This is a genomic window from Martinezella multihospitum (genome assembly GCF_900094585.1).
Taxonomy (GTDB): Bacteria; Pseudomonadota; Alphaproteobacteria; order Rhizobiales; family Rhizobiaceae; genus Rhizobium; species Rhizobium multihospitium.
The window spans coordinates 317,259-337,375 of the sequence record NZ_FMAG01000007.1 but is presented as its reverse complement, the minus strand read 5'-3'; the positions used below and the strand labels follow the sequence as shown (position 1 = coordinate 337,375).

The 20,117-nt window shown below is 59.8% G+C and carries 15 protein-coding genes; 7 read left to right on the top strand and 8 right to left on the bottom strand.

Going from position 1 to position 20,117, the window contains the following annotated elements:
• The 4 genes from sufD to GA0061103_RS26550 all read right to left on the bottom strand — a co-directional run bounded on the left by sufD (window position 1) and on the right by GA0061103_RS26550 (window position 4,908).
• Window positions 1-1,275 carry a Fe-S cluster assembly protein SufD gene (sufD, locus tag GA0061103_RS26565; protein ID WP_092716533.1) on the bottom strand — a complete coding sequence of 425 codons (1,275 nt, stop codon included), beginning with the start codon at window positions 1,273-1,275 and terminating at the stop codon, window positions 1-3.
• Window positions 1,276-1,297: 22 nt separating this feature from the next.
• The gene (gene sufC / locus GA0061103_RS26560) at window positions 1,298-2,053 is read right to left on the bottom strand and encodes a Fe-S cluster assembly ATPase SufC (protein ID WP_092716448.1); all 756 of its coding nucleotides are present in this window, start codon (window positions 2,051-2,053) and stop codon (window positions 1,298-1,300) included.
• A gap of 72 nt (window positions 2,054-2,125) precedes the next feature.
• Window positions 2,126-3,595 carry a Fe-S cluster assembly protein SufB gene (gene sufB / locus GA0061103_RS26555; RefSeq protein WP_092716446.1) on the bottom strand — a complete coding sequence of 490 codons (1,470 nt, stop codon included), beginning with the start codon at window positions 3,593-3,595 and terminating at the stop codon, window positions 2,126-2,128.
• A gap of 146 nt (window positions 3,596-3,741) precedes the next feature.
• Window positions 3,742-4,908, bottom strand: a complete 1,167-nt coding sequence (locus tag GA0061103_RS26550) for a cysteine desulfurase family protein (protein WP_092716444.1) — start codon at window positions 4,906-4,908, stop codon at window positions 3,742-3,744.
• Between the two features lie 233 nt (window positions 4,909-5,141).
• Between GA0061103_RS26550 and GA0061103_RS26545 the strand changes: the two genes are divergently transcribed.
• The gene (locus GA0061103_RS26545) at window positions 5,142-5,819 is read left to right on the top strand and encodes an alpha/beta hydrolase (protein ID WP_004108794.1); all 678 of its coding nucleotides are present in this window, start codon (window positions 5,142-5,144) and stop codon (window positions 5,817-5,819) included.
• 3 nt (window positions 5,820-5,822) lie between these two features.
• Here GA0061103_RS26545 and GA0061103_RS26540 read toward each other — a convergent pair whose 3' ends face one another.
• Window positions 5,823-6,341, bottom strand: coding sequence for a GNAT family N-acetyltransferase (locus tag GA0061103_RS26540; RefSeq protein WP_092716443.1), 519 nt, complete (start codon window positions 6,339-6,341; stop codon window positions 5,823-5,825).
• A 179-nt stretch (window positions 6,342-6,520) separates the two neighbouring features.
• Window positions 6,521-9,010, bottom strand: coding sequence for a caspase family protein (locus tag GA0061103_RS26535; protein WP_092716441.1), 2,490 nt, complete (start codon window positions 9,008-9,010; stop codon window positions 6,521-6,523).
• Window positions 9,011-9,307: 297 nt separating this feature from the next.
• On the opposite strand from GA0061103_RS26535, the gene tyrS reads away from it, so the two are divergent.
• Window positions 9,308-10,567, top strand: a complete 1,260-nt coding sequence (gene tyrS, locus GA0061103_RS26530) for a tyrosine--tRNA ligase (protein ID WP_092716439.1) — start codon at window positions 9,308-9,310, stop codon at window positions 10,565-10,567.
• A gap of 100 nt (window positions 10,568-10,667) precedes the next feature.
• On the opposite strand, the gene GA0061103_RS26525 is transcribed toward tyrS, so the two are convergent.
• Complete coding sequence (locus GA0061103_RS26525) at window positions 10,668-11,546, bottom strand: alpha/beta fold hydrolase (RefSeq protein WP_245304870.1); 879 nt, start codon at window positions 11,544-11,546, stop codon at window positions 10,668-10,670.
• 163 nt (window positions 11,547-11,709) lie between these two features.
• On the opposite strand from GA0061103_RS26525, the gene GA0061103_RS35460 reads away from it, so the two are divergent.
• Entirely contained in the window at window positions 11,710-12,036 is a 327-nt protein-coding gene (locus GA0061103_RS35460; protein WP_092716437.1) for a hypothetical protein, read from the top strand.
• A 55-nt stretch (window positions 12,037-12,091) separates the two neighbouring features.
• Here GA0061103_RS35460 and GA0061103_RS26515 read toward each other — a convergent pair whose 3' ends face one another.
• A complete protein-coding gene (locus tag GA0061103_RS26515; RefSeq protein WP_092716435.1) occupies window positions 12,092-15,511 on the bottom strand; it encodes a YhdP family protein in 3,420 nt (1,139 codons plus the stop codon).
• A gap of 128 nt (window positions 15,512-15,639) precedes the next feature.
• On the opposite strand from GA0061103_RS26515, the gene GA0061103_RS26510 reads away from it, so the two are divergent.
• From GA0061103_RS26510 to GA0061103_RS26495, 4 genes are all read left to right on the top strand, one after another.
• Window positions 15,640-16,122 carry a peroxiredoxin gene (locus tag GA0061103_RS26510; RefSeq protein WP_092716433.1) on the top strand — a complete coding sequence of 161 codons (483 nt, stop codon included), beginning with the start codon at window positions 15,640-15,642 and terminating at the stop codon, window positions 16,120-16,122.
• Between the two features lie 4 nt (window positions 16,123-16,126).
• Window positions 16,127-16,957, top strand: coding sequence for a ferritin-like domain-containing protein (locus tag GA0061103_RS26505; RefSeq protein WP_092716431.1), 831 nt, complete (start codon window positions 16,127-16,129; stop codon window positions 16,955-16,957).
• Window positions 16,958-17,073: 116 nt separating this feature from the next.
• Window positions 17,074-18,390: a M23 family metallopeptidase gene (locus GA0061103_RS26500; protein ID WP_092716430.1), complete on the top strand. Its 1,317-nt coding sequence runs from the start codon at window positions 17,074-17,076 to the stop codon at window positions 18,388-18,390.
• A gap of 197 nt (window positions 18,391-18,587) precedes the next feature.
• Window positions 18,588-20,108, top strand: coding sequence for a DEAD/DEAH box helicase (locus GA0061103_RS26495; RefSeq protein WP_092716428.1), 1,521 nt, complete (start codon window positions 18,588-18,590; stop codon window positions 20,106-20,108).
• The last annotated feature ends 9 nt before the right edge of the window (window positions 20,109-20,117 follow it).

The following is a 20,117-nucleotide window of genomic DNA, read 5'->3' as shown; positions in this document are numbered from 1 at the left end:
TCAGGCGTGCTTTTCCAGCCAGCTAGAGATAACGCCTTCCAGCGCCTCGACCAGGGCTTCGTCTTCCAGTTCCTCGACGATCTCGGCTACGAAGGCGTTGACCAGCATGGCGCGAGCCTTGTTCTCCGGAATGCCGCGCGCCATCAGATAGTAGAGATGGTTGCCGTCGATATCGGCGACAGTCGCGCCGTGGCCGCACTGCACGTCATCAGCGAAGATTTCAAGCTCCGGCTTGACGGAGAACTCGGCATCGTCGGACATCAGCAACGTGTTGCAGGCCATCTTGGCATCGGTCTTCTGCGCATCCGGTGCGACCCGGATCATGCCCTGGAAGACGCCGCGTGCGCGGTCGAACACGACATTGCGGATGACCTCAGTCGATCCGGTGTTCGGAACGTCATGACCAAGCACCATCGTCACATCGGTATGCGTATCGCCACCGAGCAGATTGATGCCGCGAAGCGTCAGATCGGCACCCTCGCCCACTACCTTGATATACAGCTCCTGGCGCACGAGCTTGCCACCGGCGTTGATGACGAACAGCTTCAGCTTGGCATCTTCCCCGAGATCGATGCGGAGCTGGCCGAGATGCGTGTCTTCGCTACCCTGCTCCTGCAGAATGATCCAGGTGATTTCAGAACCCTTGCCGATCTTGACTTCGCTGACCGAGGAAACCAGGGCAGCGGCACCCTCGACCGCCTGATGACGCTCGATAAAGGTCGCCTTGACGTCGGCACCGAAGGTAACCGGCAGACGGCTGTGGATCTGGCCGCCGGCATGGATGAACTGCACTTCGAGCGGTGCATCGAGTTCGGTGCCATCAGGGAAATCGATGACATAACCGTCACGCACGAAGCTCGCATTGATGCGGCCGATGGCGTCATCCTTGCCGAGCGCTTCGAGACCGACAGCAGCCGTGCCGTTGATCAGGCTATCCGCATAGCGGCCAACCGTCAGGTTCTTGACCGAGGCCTTCTCGCTTGCCTTGCCCTGAAGGACGGCAATAACGGGCGATCCTTCGACCGTCGGCGGCAGCGCCTCGGCAAGGCCCTTGCCGATATCGCTCGGAACCAGGCGCAGCAGGTTCTTGAAATCGGTATAGTGCCACGCCTCGACCCTGCGCGTCGGCAGGCCGGCGGTCTTCAGCTCGTCCAGCAGACGATCGCGGACGGCGAAAACTTCACCATCGCCAGGCAGATCGCCCATCTGGTCGTTATACGCCTCGATCAGCGCCGTCTCCGCGGCAGTGAGGCGGTTCGTCGTCTGAATGTTCATCGACGTATCCTTTCCGCCCCGATCAGGCTGCAGCTCCGATGATATCGGCATAACCGTTGGCTTCCAACTCATGCGCCAGCGTCTTGTCGCCGGACTTGATCACCTGGCCCTTGTAGAGGACGTGAACGGTGTCCGGAACGATGTAGTCGAGCAGGCGCTGGTAGTGGGTGATGACAATCACGGCGCGATCCGGAGAGCGTAGCGCATTGACGCCGTCGGCAACGATCTTCAGCGCGTCGATATCGAGGCCGGAGTCGGTTTCATCAAGCACGCAAAGCTGCGGCTCCAGGAGCGCCATCTGCAGGATCTCGGCGCGCTTCTTTTCACCGCCGGAGAAACCGACGTTCAGCGGGCGCTTCAGCATGTCCATGTTGATCTGCAGCTTGGCGGCGGCATCCTTGACGCGGCGCAGGAAATCCGGCGTCGTCAGCTCGTCTTCGCCACGCGCCTTGCGCTGCTCGTTCAAAGCAACCTTGAGGAACTGCATGGTGGCAACGCCGGGAATCTCAACCGGATACTGGAAGGCCAGGAAGATGCCCTTGGCGGCGCGCTCTGCAGCGTCGAGTTCCAGAATGCTCTCGCCGTTATAAAGGATATCACCCTCGGTGACTTCATAGTCCTCGCGGCCGGCGAGGATGTAGGAGAGCGTCGATTTGCCGGAGCCGTTCGGACCCATGATGGCGGCGACTTCACCAGCCTTCACGGTCAGGTTCAGGCCACGGATGATCTCGGTGCCGTCTTCGGCGATACGGGCGTGCAGGTTCTTGATTTCAAGCATTTTAGTATCCTAATCGCAGGAATGAAGGTGCGGCGCGCGTGGCGCGCCAAAGCTAATTCTGTTTCGTGTGCGTCAGCCGACGCTGCCTTCGAGCGAGATGCCAATCAGCTTCTGCGCTTCGACGGCGAATTCCATCGGCAGCTCCTGCAGCACTTCCTTGACGAAGCCGTTGACGATCAGCGCGATCGCCGCTTCGGTCGGGATGCCGCGCTGCAGGCAGTAGAACAGCTGATCTTCAGAGATCTTCGAGGTCGTGGCTTCATGCTCGAACTGCGCGGATGAGTTCTTCGCCTCGATATAGGGCACCGTATGCGCGCCGCACTTGTCGCCGATCAGCAGCGAGTCGCACTGCGTGAAGTTGCGCGCGTTCGATGCCTTGCGGTGAGCCGAAACCTGGCCGCGATAGGTGTTCTGCGACACGCCGGCAGCAATGCCCTTCGAGACGATACGGCTCGAGGTATTTTTGCCGAGATGGATCATCTTGGTGCCGCTGTCGACCTGCTGATGGCCGTTCGAAACCGCGATCGAGTAGAACTCGCCACGGCTGTCGTCGCCGCGCAGAATGCAGGACGGATATTTCCAGGTAATGGCGGAGCCGGTCTCGACCTGCGTCCAGGAGATCTTGGAGCGATGGCCGCGGCAATCGCCACGCTTGGTGACGAAGTTGTAGATGCCGCCCTTGCCCTGCTTGTCGCCCGGATACCAGTTCTGGACCGTCGAATACTTGATTTCGGCATCGTCAAGCGCAACCAGCTCGACGACGGCGGCGTGCAGCTGATTTTCGTCGCGCTGCGGCGCCGTGCAGCCTTCGAGGTAGGAGACGTAAGCTCCCTCTTCGGCGATGATCAGCGTGCGCTCGAACTGGCCGGTATTCTTCTCGTTGATACGGAAATAGGTCGACAGTTCCATCGGGCAACGAACGCCCTTCGGTACGAAAACGAACGAACCGTCGGTGAAGACGGCCGAGTTCAGCGTCGCATAGAAATTGTCCGAGGTCGGTACGACGGAGCCGAGATACTTGCGCACCAGTTCCGGATGCTCGCGGATGGCTTCCGAGATCGACATGAAGATCACGCCGGCCTTCTTCAGCTCTTCCTTGAAGGTGGTGACGACCGAGACGGAATCGAACACCGCGTCGACGGCGATCTTCGGCTTCTCGACGCCGGCAAGGATCTCCTGCTCGCGCAGCGGAATGCCGAGCTTCTCATAGGTCTTCAGGAGTTCCGGATCGACTTCGTCGAGCGACTTCGGACCGGCGAACTTCTTCGGCGCGGCATAATAGTGAATGTCGTTGAAATCGATCTTCGGATAGTCGACGCGCGCCCATGTGGGCTCCTCAAGCGTCAACCAGCGGCGATAGGCTTCGAGGCGCCATTCCAGCATCCAATCCGGCTCCTGCTTCTTGGCGGAGATGAAGCGGATGATGTCTTCGGAAAGACCCTTGGGAGCCTTTTCCACCTCGATCGTGGTCTCGAAACCATACTTATACTGGTCCACGTCGATCTGGCGAACCTGATCGACCGTTTCCTGGACTGCAGGCATTTCGTTCTCCAATCTCGCCGGATCCAAGGTCCGGCAGCTTGTCAACGTTGCGGCAGACTTATGTCTGCCCCCTATGTAGTCGGCCAAAAGGGACTTTTCACCCCGCTTGGCAAGCGGAAATTTCGGTTTCCGCAAAATTGTGGCCGTCAGGCCGCCGCACCCGCCAGCTTGCGCCTTCCCGCTATGCGGGCAAAAGCAGCGATTGCACGATCGATATCCGCTTCGGTTGTGGTCGGCCCGAGCGAAATGCGGAGCGCCCCGAGTTTCGGGTCGCATCCCATCGCCACGAGCACATGGCTCTCCCCAACCTTGCCCGACGAGCAGGCCGAGCCGGCGGAAATCGCCACCCCTTCCAGGTCGAAGGCGATCTGGCCGGTTTCGGATTTCAGTCCCGGCAGCGTGAAGAAGCTGGTGTTTGGAACGCGTGCGCCGTCCTTGCCGTGAATGATGACATCCGGTGCCGCAAGCTCCATGCCCACTTCCAGCCGATCGCGCAACGAACCGATTGTAGCATTGCGAACCTCGAAGTCTGCGGCAGCAGCCTCGGCAGCCGCACCAAAGCCGATGATGGCAAGCGTGTTTTCCGTGCCAGAACGATGGCCTTTTTCCTGACCGCCGCCATGGATCAGCGGCTTCGGCATCAGCACCTCGCCCCGCGAGACGAGAGCGCCGACGCCCTTGGGGCCGCCGATCTTGTGCGAGGAGACGATCAGAAAATCCGCGCCAATCGCATTGATATCGAGCGGAACGCGGCCGGCTGCCTGAACGGCATCCACCACGAGAAGGCCGCCCGCGGCCTGAACAAGCTTCGCTGCTTCAACGACGGGCTGAAGAATTCCAGTCTCGTTATTGGCGAGCATGATAGCGACCATCGGCAGGCCGCTGGCCTTGTCGTGGGCAGCGAGCATGGCTTCCAGCGCGGCAAGATCGACCATGCCCTCAGATGTCACCGCTATTTCGCTGACACTATCCCTAGCAAACCGCCCGCCTTCCCGCACGGCCGGATGTTCGACGGCAGATATATAAAGATGGCTGACGGCAAGCGGTGTGCGCCCCATGCGGAACTCCGGCGTCAGCACCATATTGGCCGCCTCGGTGGCGCCGCTGGTGAAAACCACGTGGGCGGCTTCGGCGCCAGTCAATCTTGCAACCTGCCGGCGTGCGGCCTCGACAGCTGCGCGCGCCGCCCTACCTTCCCCATGAACGGAATTGGGGTTGCCTTGTATATCCATCGCACGCAGCATTGCTTCGCGCGCCGCCGGATGAAGCGGTGCGGTGGCATTCCAATCGAGATAAAGGCGTGTTGCCGCCATAATCTTCTTCCTGCGCGACTTTGCTTTGCTGCGGCCGGCTCATTTTCCTTGAAATTTCAGCCGGGCATGCCTTATGACACGTTCCACAAACCGTTGCGTACACAACGCGCGGACCACCGCATCAAGTTTCGAATTGTTCTAAACTGCGTTCTAGAAAAGATGAGCGCATTCGTCAAGTCAACTTGCTGCGTACCGTCAGGTTTGAACGCAGAAAAAGAAGAGCCGGAGTATCGATGCCCGAAGTAATTTTCAACGGCCCCGCTGGTCGCCTTGAAGGCCGCTATCAGCCCTCCAAGGAAAAGAGCGCCCCGATCGCGATTATCCTTCATCCCCATCCGCAGTTCGGCGGCACGATGAACAATCAGGTCGTCTACCAGCTCTTCTATATGTTCCAGAAGCGCGGTTTCACGACGCTCCGTTTCAATTTCCGCGGTATCGGCCGCAGCCAGGGCGAATTCGATCACGGCGCCGGCGAGCTTTCCGATGCAGCCTCGGCGCTCGACTGGGTGCAGAGCCTCCATCCCGATTCGAAGAGCTGCTGGGTTGCCGGCTACTCCTTCGGCGCCTGGATCGGCATGCAGCTCCTGATGCGCCGCCCCGAGATCGAAGGCTTCATGTCGATCGCGCCGCAGCCGAATATCTACGATTTCTCGTTCTTGGCACCCTGCCCGTCATCCGGCCTGATCATCAACGGCGATGCGGACAAGGTTGCGCCGGAAAAGGACGTCAACGGCCTCGTCGAAAAGCTGAAGACGCAGAAGGGCATTCTGATCACGCACAAGGTCGTGCCGGGAGCCAACCACTTCTTCAACGGCCAGGTCGAGACGCTGCTCGGCGAATGCGAGGACTACCTCGATCGTCGCCTGAACGGCGAACTGGTGCCGGAACCGGCCGCCAAGCGCATTCGATAACCCTTATCGAGCCATTCTGAACGTCGGGCAAGTGATCCCGTCGATCGTCATCGACGGGTGATCCTGCATGCCGATCTTCCGCAAAACACGATGCGATGCGACGTTTTGCGGATGCGTGAAGGCGATAAACTGCCGGGCAAAGCCACGCTTGAAGAACCATTGCGCCAATGCGCCGGCAATCTCCGTCGCATAGCCGTTGCCCCAAGCATCCTTCTGAATGGAATAGCCGAGCTCGAACTCGCCCCTGCCGCTTTCCTGATGAAAACGTGAGAACCCTGCACGGCCGATAAAGCGGCCGTCCTCGCGCCGCAGCATCTTGTATTTGGTCGTACCGTCGCACGCCTGTTCGCCGAACCAGCTTTTCAGCCGCTCCTCGGCCTTCTCCAGCGTCCAAGGAGCCGCACCCGAGAGATAGCGCGTAGTCTCGATCGTCGAATGTAATTGCCGAATCACTTCGGCATCACCCTTGTCCCACATCGTCAGAACGAGGCGTGGGGTTTCGAGTATGATGGTGTCACTCATCTGCCTGCCTGTTTTCGTGATGGATCTCCCGCCTGCCATAACGTGTATGGCAGAGCCGATTGGCAACCGGCCGGTCAGTGCTAACTGCTCGGCCTGATTTCAACAAGCCGATCAAGCGACGATATCGAATACGAAGGCCCGCCGAAGCGGGCCTCCAGATTATCGCTTGAAATCATCCGTCAGTGACATGCGGGCAAGCCGGGAGCGCCGCACTTCTTCTTTTCGGGAGGCTTCTGCGGCGGAGGCGGAGGTGGTCTCTCCACCTGCTGCTGCACGATCTTCGGCTGCGGTTGCGGCCTGGGCTGAGCCTGCGGCTTCGGCGCTGGCGGTCTCGCCTGTGCCACGACATGCGGCGCAGGTTTGGGCCGCGCAGGAGCCGGATTGGCTTGCCGGGGCGGCGCGGCAGCGACATGAGGCTGAGTGTTGACCCGAGCTTGATTGCTAGGGGGCACCTTGGGCTTTGCCGGAGTTCTGGCGGCGACGGCCGGCGCTGCTGGGGCATGCGCATTGGGCTTCGGTGCAGCGACAACCGGATTTGGTTTACCGCTCGGCGCTGCTTGCGGCGCGGGCGTCTTGGCAATCTGGTTTTGCCCCTTCGCGGCAGGTGTATTGCCAGCCGCCGGCAGCGGTTGCCCCTTGGCGCCGGGAAGCGCATGTGCATTGGCGTTCGGCGTAGCCTGAGGCTGTTGAGCCTGCTTCGTCTGAGCTGCGCCAGAATTGGCCGGCAGCTTGCCCGTAGCTGGCAAAGGCTGACCATTCGCGCCGGGAAGCGCATGGGCATTGGCATTTGTGCCTTGCTGGGCGGGTTGCGTGGCAACAGCCGGATTATGCACTGCATTCGGCGCGGCTTGCGGCGATTGCCCCTGCTTCGTCTGGGCCGTTCCCGAATTAACGGGCAGCTTGCCGCCAGCCGGCAGCGGCTGACCATTGGCGCCGGGAAGCACGTGGGCAGCGGCATTTCCACCTTGCGGCTGGGCCGAAGGCGTGACCGCCGGAGCGGTTCCGGGTGCTGCCTTGACGGCCGCAGCCGGATTCTGCTTTTGCAGAACTGCGGCCTTCTTCTGCACCGATGGCGGCAGGGCAACATGCAGTGCTGCAGCACCAGCCCCGGCGATGACAGCGGCGCCGGCAAGCTTCTGACCTGTCGTCAGCCCGGGTGCTGCAGGCGCAGCCCCGCTCTCGTTGACAGTCGTATTATTGTTGATGACCGTCGTGTTGTTCACGACCGTATTGTGGATGTTGTTGAAGATGATGTTGTTTTCCGGCGGCGCAATATCGCGTGGCGGCTCGACCCATTGAGGGACCGGAACGAAGACCGGCGCCGGCAACACGTAGAGATCGACCGCGGGCTGCGGCGGCGCGAGCACGACAAAATCCGGCGGCGGCGGGGCCAGGAAGACGACGGGCGGCGGCGGGGCATAACCGAAATCGGCATCATCGAAATAAAGCACGGGACGGTCGACATAGACCACTTCCGGCGGTGGTGGTGGCGGCACGTCATACTCGATCACGGTAAAAGACGACGGCGGCTCAAGGGCTGCCTCGAAATGCTCGAGACGGCGGCGGGCATCCCAGACATGGGGACCACGCGGATAACGTCTCAGATAAGACCAATAGGCCTCGGGTGTATCGGCAATCCAGGTCTCGCGCCAGGTGATCGCCTCACGGCGAGCGGCGACAATGGCGCGGACACGTCTGACCATGGAGTCATTCGGATAGGCCGCGAGGAAATCCTCATAGCCCTGCAGCGTGTCGCGATCGAGCGCGGCGAAATAGGCATCCCGCTCGTCGAAATCGCGGATCGGCTTCGTCCGGTTTGCTACATCCTCGGTGCTTGACACCGCAGCAGCCGGCGCATTCGGACCGCGATCGAAGAAATTGAAGGCGTTCTTGAATTTCGAGGCATCCCAGGAAATCTCGGCACCCTTGGTCAGGTCGCCGACCCGCAACCGTGTACGATCGAAGACGTCATCAAGCGAAAGGCCGCCGACGCGGATCATCTCCGCCAGCGCATGGGCGTAGGAACCATAGGGACCGGCTTCCTGCGGTGCGACCGTGCCGGGCGCCGCGTTGAACGCGATCAGCTGGTTGACATCGGGATCGACCAGCGCCAGACCGCCAGCCAGCGGCTGATTGGACTGCACGAACGGATTGGCCCTCGCCGCGTCGAGCACGACGATGCTGCCGCGATTGTTGATGGCCGCCAGCGATTTGGTGAAGTCGCTCACGCGGACCGCCTGGACGGGGACATCCGTGGCATTGGCGATCTGTGCATCGACAGGCACGAAATAATTGTCGCCCTGATATTGCACGCCGTAACCCGCCAGATAGACGAAGACGACGGTATTGGGGCCTGAGGCGTTGGCCTTCGTCAGAAAGTCGCGCATCGCGTCGCGCAACCCGTTCTGGTCGAGGTCGCGCGCGCCGATCACATCGAAGCCCGCGGCCTGCAGCGTTTGCGCGATCAGGCCGGCATCGTTGGCCGGCGTCGGAAGCGCGCCTACCGTGTAGGCGGCATTACCGACGACAAAGGCTATTCTCTTTTCAGGGGAACCTTGAGCTTCGGCCGGATTCGCAGCAGCGATACCGGCCAAAACCAACATCATGGCAAAAAATGCCCAGATCGTCTTTTTGGATGACAATCCCATCTTCGAAAGCAGAGGCGACATACCGGTTTCTTTCACGAAACATGAGGTGCGTACGGGGATCAACAGGAAATCACTAGGATTTGATTCGGGCGATTGCACGGCTTATTCCCGGCGGCTTCGCGGCGATGTTACGGTCTATTGACGTTCAGAAGCATCCGTTTACAAACCGCGCCCGGCCTACGGCACTTGTCGAAACTTGATCTCGCCCCCACCAAAATGGTGACGCGCCGGTAAATCGGTGATAAACGCGCCCCGCGACTTTCAACAATAGCGACTTCGCCGCATCCTCCAGGGTTGCGGCCTCGAGAGACCAAGATCATGGCTGAGTTCAAATCCGATTTCCTGCGCACCCTGCAAGAGCGCGGCTTCATTCATCAGATTTCCGATGAAGCCGGCCTCGACGACCTCTTCGCCAAGGAAACCGTGACGGCCTATATCGGCTATGACCCGACGGCATCGAGCCTGCATGTCGGCCACCTCACCCAGATCATGATGCTGCACTGGCTGCAGGCGACCGGCCATCGGCCGATCTCATTGATGGGCGGCGGCACCGGCATGGTCGGCGACCCTTCTTTCAAGGAAGAGGCTCGCAAGCTGATGACCGTCGACATGATCGAGGACAATATCGCCTCGATCAAGCGCTGTTTCTCGAACTACCTCGACTATAATAATAAGCCGAGCAACGCGGCCTTGATGATCAACAACGCAGAATGGCTGCGCTCGCTGAACTACCTCGAATTCCTGCGCGATGTCGGCCGCCATTTCTCGGTCAACCGCATGCTGTCCTTTGACAGCGTCAAGACGCGTCTGGACCGCGAGCAATCGCTTTCGTTCCTCGAATTCAACTACATGATCCTGCAGGCCTACGATTTCGTCGAACTGGCCAAGCGTTACGATTGCCGCCTGCAGATGGGCGGCTCGGATCAGTGGGGCAACATCGTCAACGGCATCGATCTCGGTCACCGCATGGGGACGAAGCAGCTCTTTGCTTTGACCTCGCCGCTGCTGACGACCTCTTCCGGTGCCAAGATGGGCAAATCTGCCTCCGGCGCCGTCTGGCTGAATGCCGACCTGCTGCCGGTCTATGATTTCTGGCAGTACTGGCGCAACACCGAGGATGCCGACGTTCCGCGCTTCCTCAAGCTGTTCACGACGCTGCCGATGGACGAGATTGCACGGCTTTCCGCCATCGCGGGCTCCGAACTCAACGAGGTCAAGAAGATCCTCGCGACCGAAGTCACGGCGATCCTTCACGGCCGCGCGGCAGCAGAACAGGCGGCCGAAACTGCGCGCAAGACCTTCGAAGAAGGCGGCCTGTCCGAAAACCTGCCATCGATCGATGTTCCGACTTCCGAGCTCGAAGCTGGCATCGGCCTGCTGGCTCTGATCGTGCGCGCCGGCCTTGCCGGTTCTAACGGCGAGGCACGCCGCCACGTTCAGGGCGGCGCAGTGCGCATCAACGATCAGGCCATCAGCGACGAACGCAAGGTGATCGGCACAGGTGAAGTCACAGCCGATGGTGTCATCAAACTCTCACTCGGCAAGAAGAAGCACATCCTGATCCGTCCGGCCGCTTGAGGCGCCGACACGCTGACAACAAAAAAGCCGGCGCCCTCTCGCCGGCTTTTTTGTTTCCGTCTAACTGAAGTTCTTCGGTCGACAAAACCGAGCTGCTTCGTCAGTCGATGCGCGCAGAACCGACCTGGAAAGTCGATATCGACCGGAGGAAGGACATTATCACTGCTCCTAACCGCTCGGGCTGATCGTATGGAAGGCCGTGACCGGCGTCAGCGATCAGTTCATATCGAAGCAAGGGATTGAGCTTTTGCAGCTCGCGGGCCGCATCCAACGAAACGACCCCTTTATCTCCGATCACGAGAAGAATCGGCACGCCTATGCTTTGGACAAGTTCGCGATAATCCGGATTTGGAGGTGTGAGCACCTCAAATGCGAACATGCTGGTCTGAAGCCTTGCATCAACCAGGCATTCCAGAATCTCCTCCGACCGGGATGGATGTCGAACGCGCGCGTGGGTAAGGAGATCAGCCCTGCTCGAAACTAGCGATCGCCGCTGCTCCTCTGCAATATCGCTTTCAAAAACCTCGCGCTGCCACTCTGGACTTATGAAGGTTGGATCGACCAGGACGACGCCCGAAATCCCTGCTCCGAGTTCGCGAGCGGCGACAGCAGCGGTCATGCCTCCCATCGAATGACCGAGCAATATTGGAGCGTTGAGATTCAAACTCCTTATGAGTTCGACAACATCGCCCGCGAGGTCGCCATACAAGTATCCTTGAGCCGGCGCGCTGGATTTTCCGTGTCCCCGTGCGTCCGGCAAGACGACATCAAAGTCATCCTCCAACGCACGCGCCAGCGGCGCCAAACATGCGCCGCTGCCGAGTAGCCCATGTAGCGCGACCAGCGGCGGATAATGGCCGCCCGTTCGCAGATAGTGAATGTCGACGCCGTTTACATTGCAGTTGCCAGTGGTCCAACTTGCAAGGCACGATTTGCTTTGGGTCATGTCTCTCAAAGTGCCATAGTTCATCTGGAACATCGATGGGAATATCACGCCGGAATGTTCAGGCCGCTACTGCGACGCCTGAAGGCGCCGGTCTGTAAGTTCACGGCCTGGCCCCGGCTAGTTTTCCGCATTTGCGATGTCGGATCGCGACCTGCCCATTCGTCCTCTGTCAAGATTCCAACTCCGGAGGTGGATTATGGATGAAGTGCCGGTGATCAAGACGAGGCGCAAGGGCCGAAGCCTTACGCAAAGCATGTTGATTCCCAGCGAGGAGATGCTCGCTCGCGCCCTCTGGGCAGCGCCCCCGGGCCAATTGTCCGATATTGCGGGAATAAGACAGGCGCTTGCCAAGCAATATGGCGCCGATGCCTGCTGCCCTGTCACTGTTCAGCGACATTTGGTGCAGATCAGCCAAAGCGGCACGGCTCCGTTTTGGCGCATCGTGGACCCTGATCGACCATTCGCACGGCGCATGAACGGCGGGCCGGAACGCATACGCGAGCGATTGGCGGAAGAAAGATAGTCCGCCTTACAACCTCTCCGCTATCGAAAGGCGGCGGCCTCAGCTTCGCGCCGCCTCAATATTCAAATATCTGCCTGAAAACACCTGGCGCGATGATCGAGAGAGGATTGATCTGCAGGTTTGATTTCTCGATCGTACCGGTCAGCCTGAAGGTAATGCCGATCAAGCCGCGATCGCTGCCATTGCCCAGGATGAAGCCGACGATCGGAACTTCCGCGAACAGCCGGTTCAGACCGTAGGCAGGCATGAAGGTCCCCGTCATGTCCATCTTGCCATTGGCGTCCTTCAGCGTGCCCTGGAACGTCGCCCCGACCTGCACGCCACGTACCACGCCGTTTTCGACCGAGAGCACCCCATCGCGCATCACCAGCCGCGCAAAGCCGCGCTCGAAATTCTGCGAACGCGTATCGATATTCTGCTTCACAGCAGAATTCAGGCTCTTGCCGTTCTTTCCGCTCGGCGTCGATACGATGGTCGAGAGTTTCTTGTCGTCGATGATGGAGAAGTTGCGGATATCGAGCGAACCGTCCCAATCATCCTGCCCGATCGAGCGCAGCGACAGATTGAGCAATCCACCCTGCAGATGCCTGTAGAGATCGGTGAAACGCGCGACGGCACCGGCATCGCCGCTCGTGATGCGGATGACGCCGTTAGCGCCTTTGCTCATCTGGGTAACGAGCGCTTCGCCGCTACGGGTCACGCCGGAAAAGTCCGCAGCCGTCGTCTTGCCGCCGGCAATCGAATAGACGCCCTTGACATTGCCGACGGTCTCGTCGTTGAAGCCGATGACCTTGTCGAGATTGGCGCGAACGGTCGCGCTCGCCGAAGCGTCTCCGTCCGAACTCTGCTGGCCGCCCGATGTGGACGCTTTCAGGCGTGCGAGGATCGGTCGTATGTCGGCAGAATTGCCCGATATCGCTACATCGTAGCCGCCGCTCTTGCCCCGCTTCAGCGAGAGGGCGAAATCATCGAGCGCCGAGAGCTTCACGCTGTCGAAGCTCGCCGAGGTGAGGCTCCCCTTGCTGATCAGAAGATCACCGCTGGCGCCAAACCCATCTCCCTTGAGCGTAAAATTCTTGAGCGTCGTCTGGTTGTCTGGGCCGGATGCCTCGAACTGCGCAGTCGCCGCAATGCCGCTGCCCTTCGACCAGCCGACCCAAGGCACGGTCAGAGCCGCCTTGCCGAGATCGACCTTGACGCCCTGGCGATCATCGTCGATGCGCGTCAACTCCACTTTGACAGGCCCATCAACTATATCCCGAAGTCCGGGCAGAACGGTGTTGCGCTGCGTATCGGTCAGTGTCGCCGTGATCACGCGGGCGCGCTTGACGGTCGATTTGCTGTCGGTCGGTTCCACCATGTCGATCTGGGCCGGAATACTGTCGATCTGGGCCTGGGCTTGCAGATGCACGGATTGGGGATCGGCCGAAATCACGCCGGTCAGATTGTCGATCTTGCGATTGTTCATCGGCTTCAGCAGATCGACATTGTCGAGATTGAGCTTCGCCTGCCAGTCCGGCGGAGGCGGCTGTTGATCCTTGATCAGCCCTATCCTGGCATCGACCTTGGCGACGATCTTGCCGTTGAAGTCCTCCGGCTTGAATTCGGTCCGCTGCAGAACCTCCAGAGGCTTGTAGGTCAGAAGTTCGCCGATCGCATCGCCGGAACCGGATATCGTCAAATCAAGATCGGCCATCAGCGGCTTGTCGTAAGTCGCCGGGATCGAGAAGCTGCTATCACTCAGCGTGATCTTGCGACCTGTCGGGAAATAAGACGTGGCCGTGGCGATATCGACGACCATATTCGGACCGGTCAGATCGAAATGAGCCTTGGTATCGCGCAACGGCGGGATTTCGCCGGGAACGTTCATCCGTGCGCCATCTATGTCGAAGGCGATATGCAACTCGTTCTTGCCAAGCTGCAGCTTGCCGGTCTGTGACGCCTCTCGCAGTCGGCCAGCCGGAATAAAGACCGATATGGCGGCATTGGTCACCGAGCCACCGAAAAGATTGCTCTCGACCCAGACTCTCGGTTTCGAAGCCATCCAGAAAGGCCACAGCTGCTTGACAACAGTCGTATCCAGCTTGTCCGCACGCCCACCGAAGCTGATTTCTGGCGAGCTGTCGCCGAGTTTCATGTGCAGAGAGCCGAAAAGCGCACCTTGCGGCGTCGATATGCCGAGATTGTCGAACTGGAATTCCTTGGTCGCGGAAAAGAACCGCCCCGTGGCGCGGCCGTCGAAGCTGACAGGCTTCTCCCCCGAGAGAGACGAAGCGGCGATACCGTCCTTGATCACGAAATCGATGCCGAAACCCTTGCCTGCATTGGCATCGACGTGATCGAGATCGATGACCGCGCCGGAAAAGGGCGCAATCGTCCCGAGGAACTGCGCTTTCGACGGCGCAATCTCCAGGGTCTGGTGATCGAAGTTGTAGGCGAGGTTGATATTGGCCTGCGTCAACTCCTGCACATCATGGTCCATATAGAGGACACCCGGCTGGACATTGATGGTGGCGCTCAGCTTCGGATCGACGCCTGCCTCGCCCTTGACCGCCGAAAGCGTGATGTCCCCGAAGCTCATCAGCCCCTGTCGCGGCGTCCCGTTCGGGTCATAGGTCATCGTGAGTGGCTTGAGATCGAGATTGGATATCCTGGCCGCCAGCGACGAGCTATGACCGGCCTCATTTTGATCCGCCCTCACGTCCAGGAGCGCTACCGACCCATTGAGCGCGACCTGGCCATAGAGATGGAGAGAATTCGGCGCCGCCCGCTCGAATGTGAGGTTATCGACGACGAGGGAGATCGGGTCACCCTCCTGTCGTGCCAGCTTCATCGAGAAGCCGGAAATGCGCACGGAATTCGTGCCGCCGCGCTGGACGAAATGTTCGAGGAAATCGAGATTGTCGAAGGCCGCATTCAGAGCCTTGGGCAACGCATCGACGCGCAAGGCAGTCCAATCGACCGGATCGCCTTGCGGCAGCAGCGAGGTATCGAGCGCGATGCCCTCTGCTGCAACGCTCGCCACCTCCACCCGACCCTCGACGAGGGCTAACGGATCCAGCTCCATGTTGACGGCCGACATCGTCGACAGATGCTTGCCGCTCTCCTGATCGACGACATTGACGTCGCGTGCCTCCAGCGCCAAGCGCAGGTCGGAGGTAAAGCGGATCACGGTCGCGCCGACTTCTGCCTTGTAACGCGGGCCGATGGCCTGATCGAGAGCCGTCTGCGCTTTCTGTGATAGCGGCGCATCGAAGATACCGCCTTCGATGGTCGCGATGACGGCGCCGAGAATGATGGCGAGAAACGCAAAGAAAACCAGCGTCATGCGGCAAACATGCCAAACATGCGAACGGCTGCGGCGCACGCGCTCCGGCACGTGCACGATCAACGGATCTTCCATCTGAGCGGACGGCAGATGGTCGAGCGGCACGAGGTCCTTTTTGCGGAATGTTACCTTTTCGCCTCGGATCACTCCTGCGCGTGCCTTTCACTTATACAATTTTGTTGGTGACGCTGCGTCCCATTGGACGGCACACGCGAGCAGTATATATGGCTTACCTCAAGTGTCATCTAAAAAACCGGCAAAAGAAAGGTTTTCCCGTGGCGGAAGTTTTCCCGATTCAACTGAACATCGGTGACAAGGCGCCGGATTTCGATCTTCCGCGTGACGGCGGCGATCGCGTTCGCCTTGTCGATTTTGCCGGAAAGCCGCTGGTGATCTATTTCTACCCCAAGGACGATACGACAGCCTGCACGACGGAATCGATTACCTTCACGGCACTATCAGTCGATTTCGCAAAGCTCGGCGTCGCCCTCCTCGGCGTCTCGCCTGACACGGTGAAAAGCCATGACAAATTCGTCAAGAAACACGCGCTTTCCGTGCCGCTCGCCTCTGACGAGGAAAAGACCATGGCAATGGCCTATGGCGTCTGGCGCGAAAAGAGCATGTATGGCCGCACCTATATGGGTGTGGTGCGCTCGACCTTCCTGATCGGTGCCGATGGGCGCATCACTGGAATATGGGACAAGGTCAAGGTCGCTGGACACGCCGAAGCCGTTCTGGCCGCAGCCAGGGAACTTTGACGGCATGTCCGGCAGTCCCGAAACCATCACGTCGCTGCGCGGCGGCGCCATCGCCGCCATCCGTTCGGCCGATCTCGATCTGAAGACCGAGCTCGCCCAGGAATCGGCGACACGCTGGTTTGCCCGCACCCTGTCGTTACGTTCGCCGCTCGATCCACCGCTCGCCGATCGGCCCGGCCGGCCCGAAAAGCCGGAGCTTGTGCCGCCAAAAAATATGGAGAAGCGTTCCCTGCATACGCTCAAGGGCCGTATCGCGCTCTTGCATGCCATCGCCCATATCGAGCTGAATGCGGTCGATCTGGCGCTCGATATCGTCGCGCGTTTTGCAACCGGTCCGGTCCCCAATTCCTTCTTCGACGGCTGGATGCAGGTTGCCTTCGAAGAGGCCAAGCATTTTCGCATGGTACGGGCGCGCCTGCGCGACCTCGGCGCAGATTACGGCGATCTGCCAGCTCACGATGGTCTGTGGCAGGCGGCTCATGCAACCCGCACCGATCTGACTGCCCGCCTGGCCGTCGTACCACTGATCCTCGAAGCCAGAGGACTGGACGTGACGCCGGCGCTGCAGGCGAAGATGCGCGAAACCGGAGATCTGGAGAGCGCTGCCGTTCTTGATGTCATTTATAACGACGAAAAAGGCCATGTCGCCGTCGGCGCCAAATGGTTCCGCTTCCTGTGCGCGCGGGAAAAACGCGATCCGGCTCGAACCTTCCAGGAGCTGGTACGCGCTAATTTCCGCGGTTCGCTGAAAGCACCATTCAACGATATAGCCCGGGCGGAAGCCGGACTGACACCTTCCTTCTATCGTTCGCTGACATCTACAAGCAATGCTTGATATACTAACGTAGAACGGCTTTTTCCGGTATTTAATACTGCGATAGAAAGCATTTATTAACCATAATGCCATGTACTTCCATTGGGTGCCAAAAGGCACCGATTGGGAGATTCTCGGTGACAGCAAGGCCTCAGAACCGGGTTTTCGGCAAGCAACAGCGACATCACACCATTATCCTCGCCAGCGGCGATACGGTGCGCCATATGACCGTGCGCCCATGGATGGCCGCTGTTGCCGTCTGCATGGTCGGGATTTTCTCGATCGGCTATCTCCTTGCGACCTCCTACCTCGTGCTGCGCGACGATCTCATCGGCGCGACGATGGCCCGCCAGGCACGCATGCAATATGACTATGAAGATCGCATCGCCGCCCTGCGCGCCCAGGTCGATCGCGTCACCTCCCGCCAGCTCCTCGATCAGCAAGTGGTCGAGGAAAAGGTTGACAAGCTGATCGAGCAGCAGCAGCAACTTTCGTCGCGCAACGGCAAGCTCGGCACGTTGCTCGACCGGGCAGAGAACTCCGGCCTGACCGACAAAAGCGCGCACCCGGATGCCAACGCTGCCGCGCCAAAGAACGAACATGCTCAGCTGACGTCGCCCAAGGCGATCGAAAAGCTTCTCCTGAGCGGCAGGCCAGCTGACGCCACACCCGACAATTCCACGCTCGCCTATGTCCCTGCCCCCGAAACCGTAGCCGACCGCGCCGATCGCGTCTTTTCGAAGGTGACGCTGTCGCTGAAGCACATAGAGCAGGATCAGTTGTCCCGAATCCGCAATCTCACCGCCGATGCGTCTGAAACCGCGAGCGAGATCCAATCGATCATGCAGAACGTCGGGGTCAGAGTTCCGAACCAGGTTGCCAATGCTGCTCGTGAAGACACGGATGGCGGCGTTGGGGGACCTTATGTGCCGCCTGAGAATGTCGATCAGTTCGAGCAATCCATGGCAGACCTCGATACTGCCTTGACGCATCTGGAAACGGTGCGGGGTGCCGCCGAAAGCCTGCCCTTCCGCAATCCCGCACCGGGCAAGCTCGTGACCAGCCCGTTCGGCAATCGCAAGGACCCCTTCTTCGGCACGCTGGCGCTCCACACCGGCACGGACTTCCATTTCAGTCCCGGCGAAAAGATCAAGGCGACCGCTCCCGGCAAGGTGGTTTCGGCCGGATGGACCGGTGGATATGGCAACATGGTGGAGATCGACCACGGCGACGGCATCTCCACCCGCTATGGGCATATGGAACAGGTGCTCGTCAAAGTCGGCGACAAGGTCGGCGCCGGCGATGCGATCGGTCTTGCCGGCAGTACCGGTCGCTCGACAGGAACACATCTGCATTATGAAGTGCGCGAGAACGGACGTCCCATAGACCCGATGTATTTCATCGGTGCCGGCACGAAACTCGCAAGTTACATCAGCGGATTGGGCGCAATTTAGCTGCGGGAATTGTGACAAACGCGCAACAAAGATGGCACTAATCCGAAAATTGCGTTATGAATGAACTTCCGGCCTGTTGAAGCGCCTGCTTTCCTTGACTTCCCGGGTATTTGGTTCTATGTCGCGCTGCATTGCGGCACGTTCCTGCGTGTCGACTCATGGTGTTCGACTGAACCAAGACGGAATTAGTTTTCCCTTTGACAACATTTGCTGACCTTGGCCTGAGCCAAAAAGTCCTTTCCGCGGTCACAGACGCGGGTTACACCACACCGACGCCGATCCAGGCCGGTGCAATCCCCTTTGCGCTTCAGCGCCGCGACATCTGCGGCATTGCCCAGACCGGAACCGGCAAAACGGCTTCCTTCGTGCTGCCGATGCTGACCCTGCTCGAAAAGGGCCGCGCTCGCGCACGCATGCCGCGCACGCTGATTCTGGAGCCGACGCGGGAACTCGCAGCGCAGGTCGCCGAAAACTTCGAGAAGTACGGCAAGAACCATCGCCTGAACATCGCCTTGCTGATCGGCGGCGTTTCCTTCGAAGACCAGGATCGCAAGCTTGAGCGCGGCGCCGATGTGCTGATCTGCACGCCCGGCCGCCTGCTGGATCATTTCGAGCGCGGCAAGCTGCTGATGAGCGCCGTCGAGATCTTCGTGATCGACGAAGCCGACCGCATGCTCGATATGGGCTTCATCCCGGATATCGAGCGCATTGCCAAGCTCATCCCCTTTACGCGTCAGACGCTGTTCTTCTCGGCAACGATGCCTCCGGAAATCCAGAAGCTGGCCGATCGTTTCCTGCAGAATCCGGAACGCGTCGAAGTCGCCAAGCCGGCATCGACCGCCAAGACCGTGACGCAGCGATTCGTCGCTTCGCATGGCAAGGATTATGAGAAGCGCGCCACGCTGCGCGATCTCATCCGCGCCCAGACGGATCTCAAGAACGCAATCATCTTCTGCAATCGTAAGAAGGATGTTTCCGATCTCTTCCGTTCGCTGGATCGCCACGGCTTCTCCGCCGGCGCACTGCATGGTGACATGGACCAGCGCTCGCGCATGGCCATGCTGCAGAACTTCAAGGATGGAAATCTGCAGCTGTTGGTTGCCTCCGACGTCGCAGCACGCGGCCTTGACATCCCCGATGTCAGCCACGTCTTCAATTTCGATGTTCCGATCCATTCGGAAGATTACGTTCATCGCATTGGCCGCACCGGCCGTGCCGGCCGCTCCGGCGCCGCTTTCACCATCGTCACGAAGCGCGACACGAAGCATGTCGACGCCATCGAGAAGCTGATCGGCGAAGATGTCCAGTGGCTGAACGGCGATCTTTCGGCTCTGCCGCCGGCTGACGAGAGTGGCGACGACAACCGCTCTTCCCGCCGCCGTGACCAGAAGGGCAAGGGCCGCGATCGGGATCGCAGCCGTGGAGGCCGCAACGCCTCGAGTCATAAATCTGATATCGACGTCGAGGATAATGACGTCGTAGCGATCGAAGCAGCACCAGCAAAGGCCGAAAGCGTGAAGAACGAGCGCAAGTCTGAGAACAACAATAACAGATCCCATAACGGTTCTCGCAACAGCCACCGGCCCTTCCCTGCTGCCAATGACGATCACCGCGAGCGCCGCAACCGCTATCGCGATCAGGATGACGGCCCGACGCCGGTCGGCTTCGGCGACGATATCCCGGCTTTCATGCTCATCGTGGCAAACGCCAAGGCCTGATAGATTCCG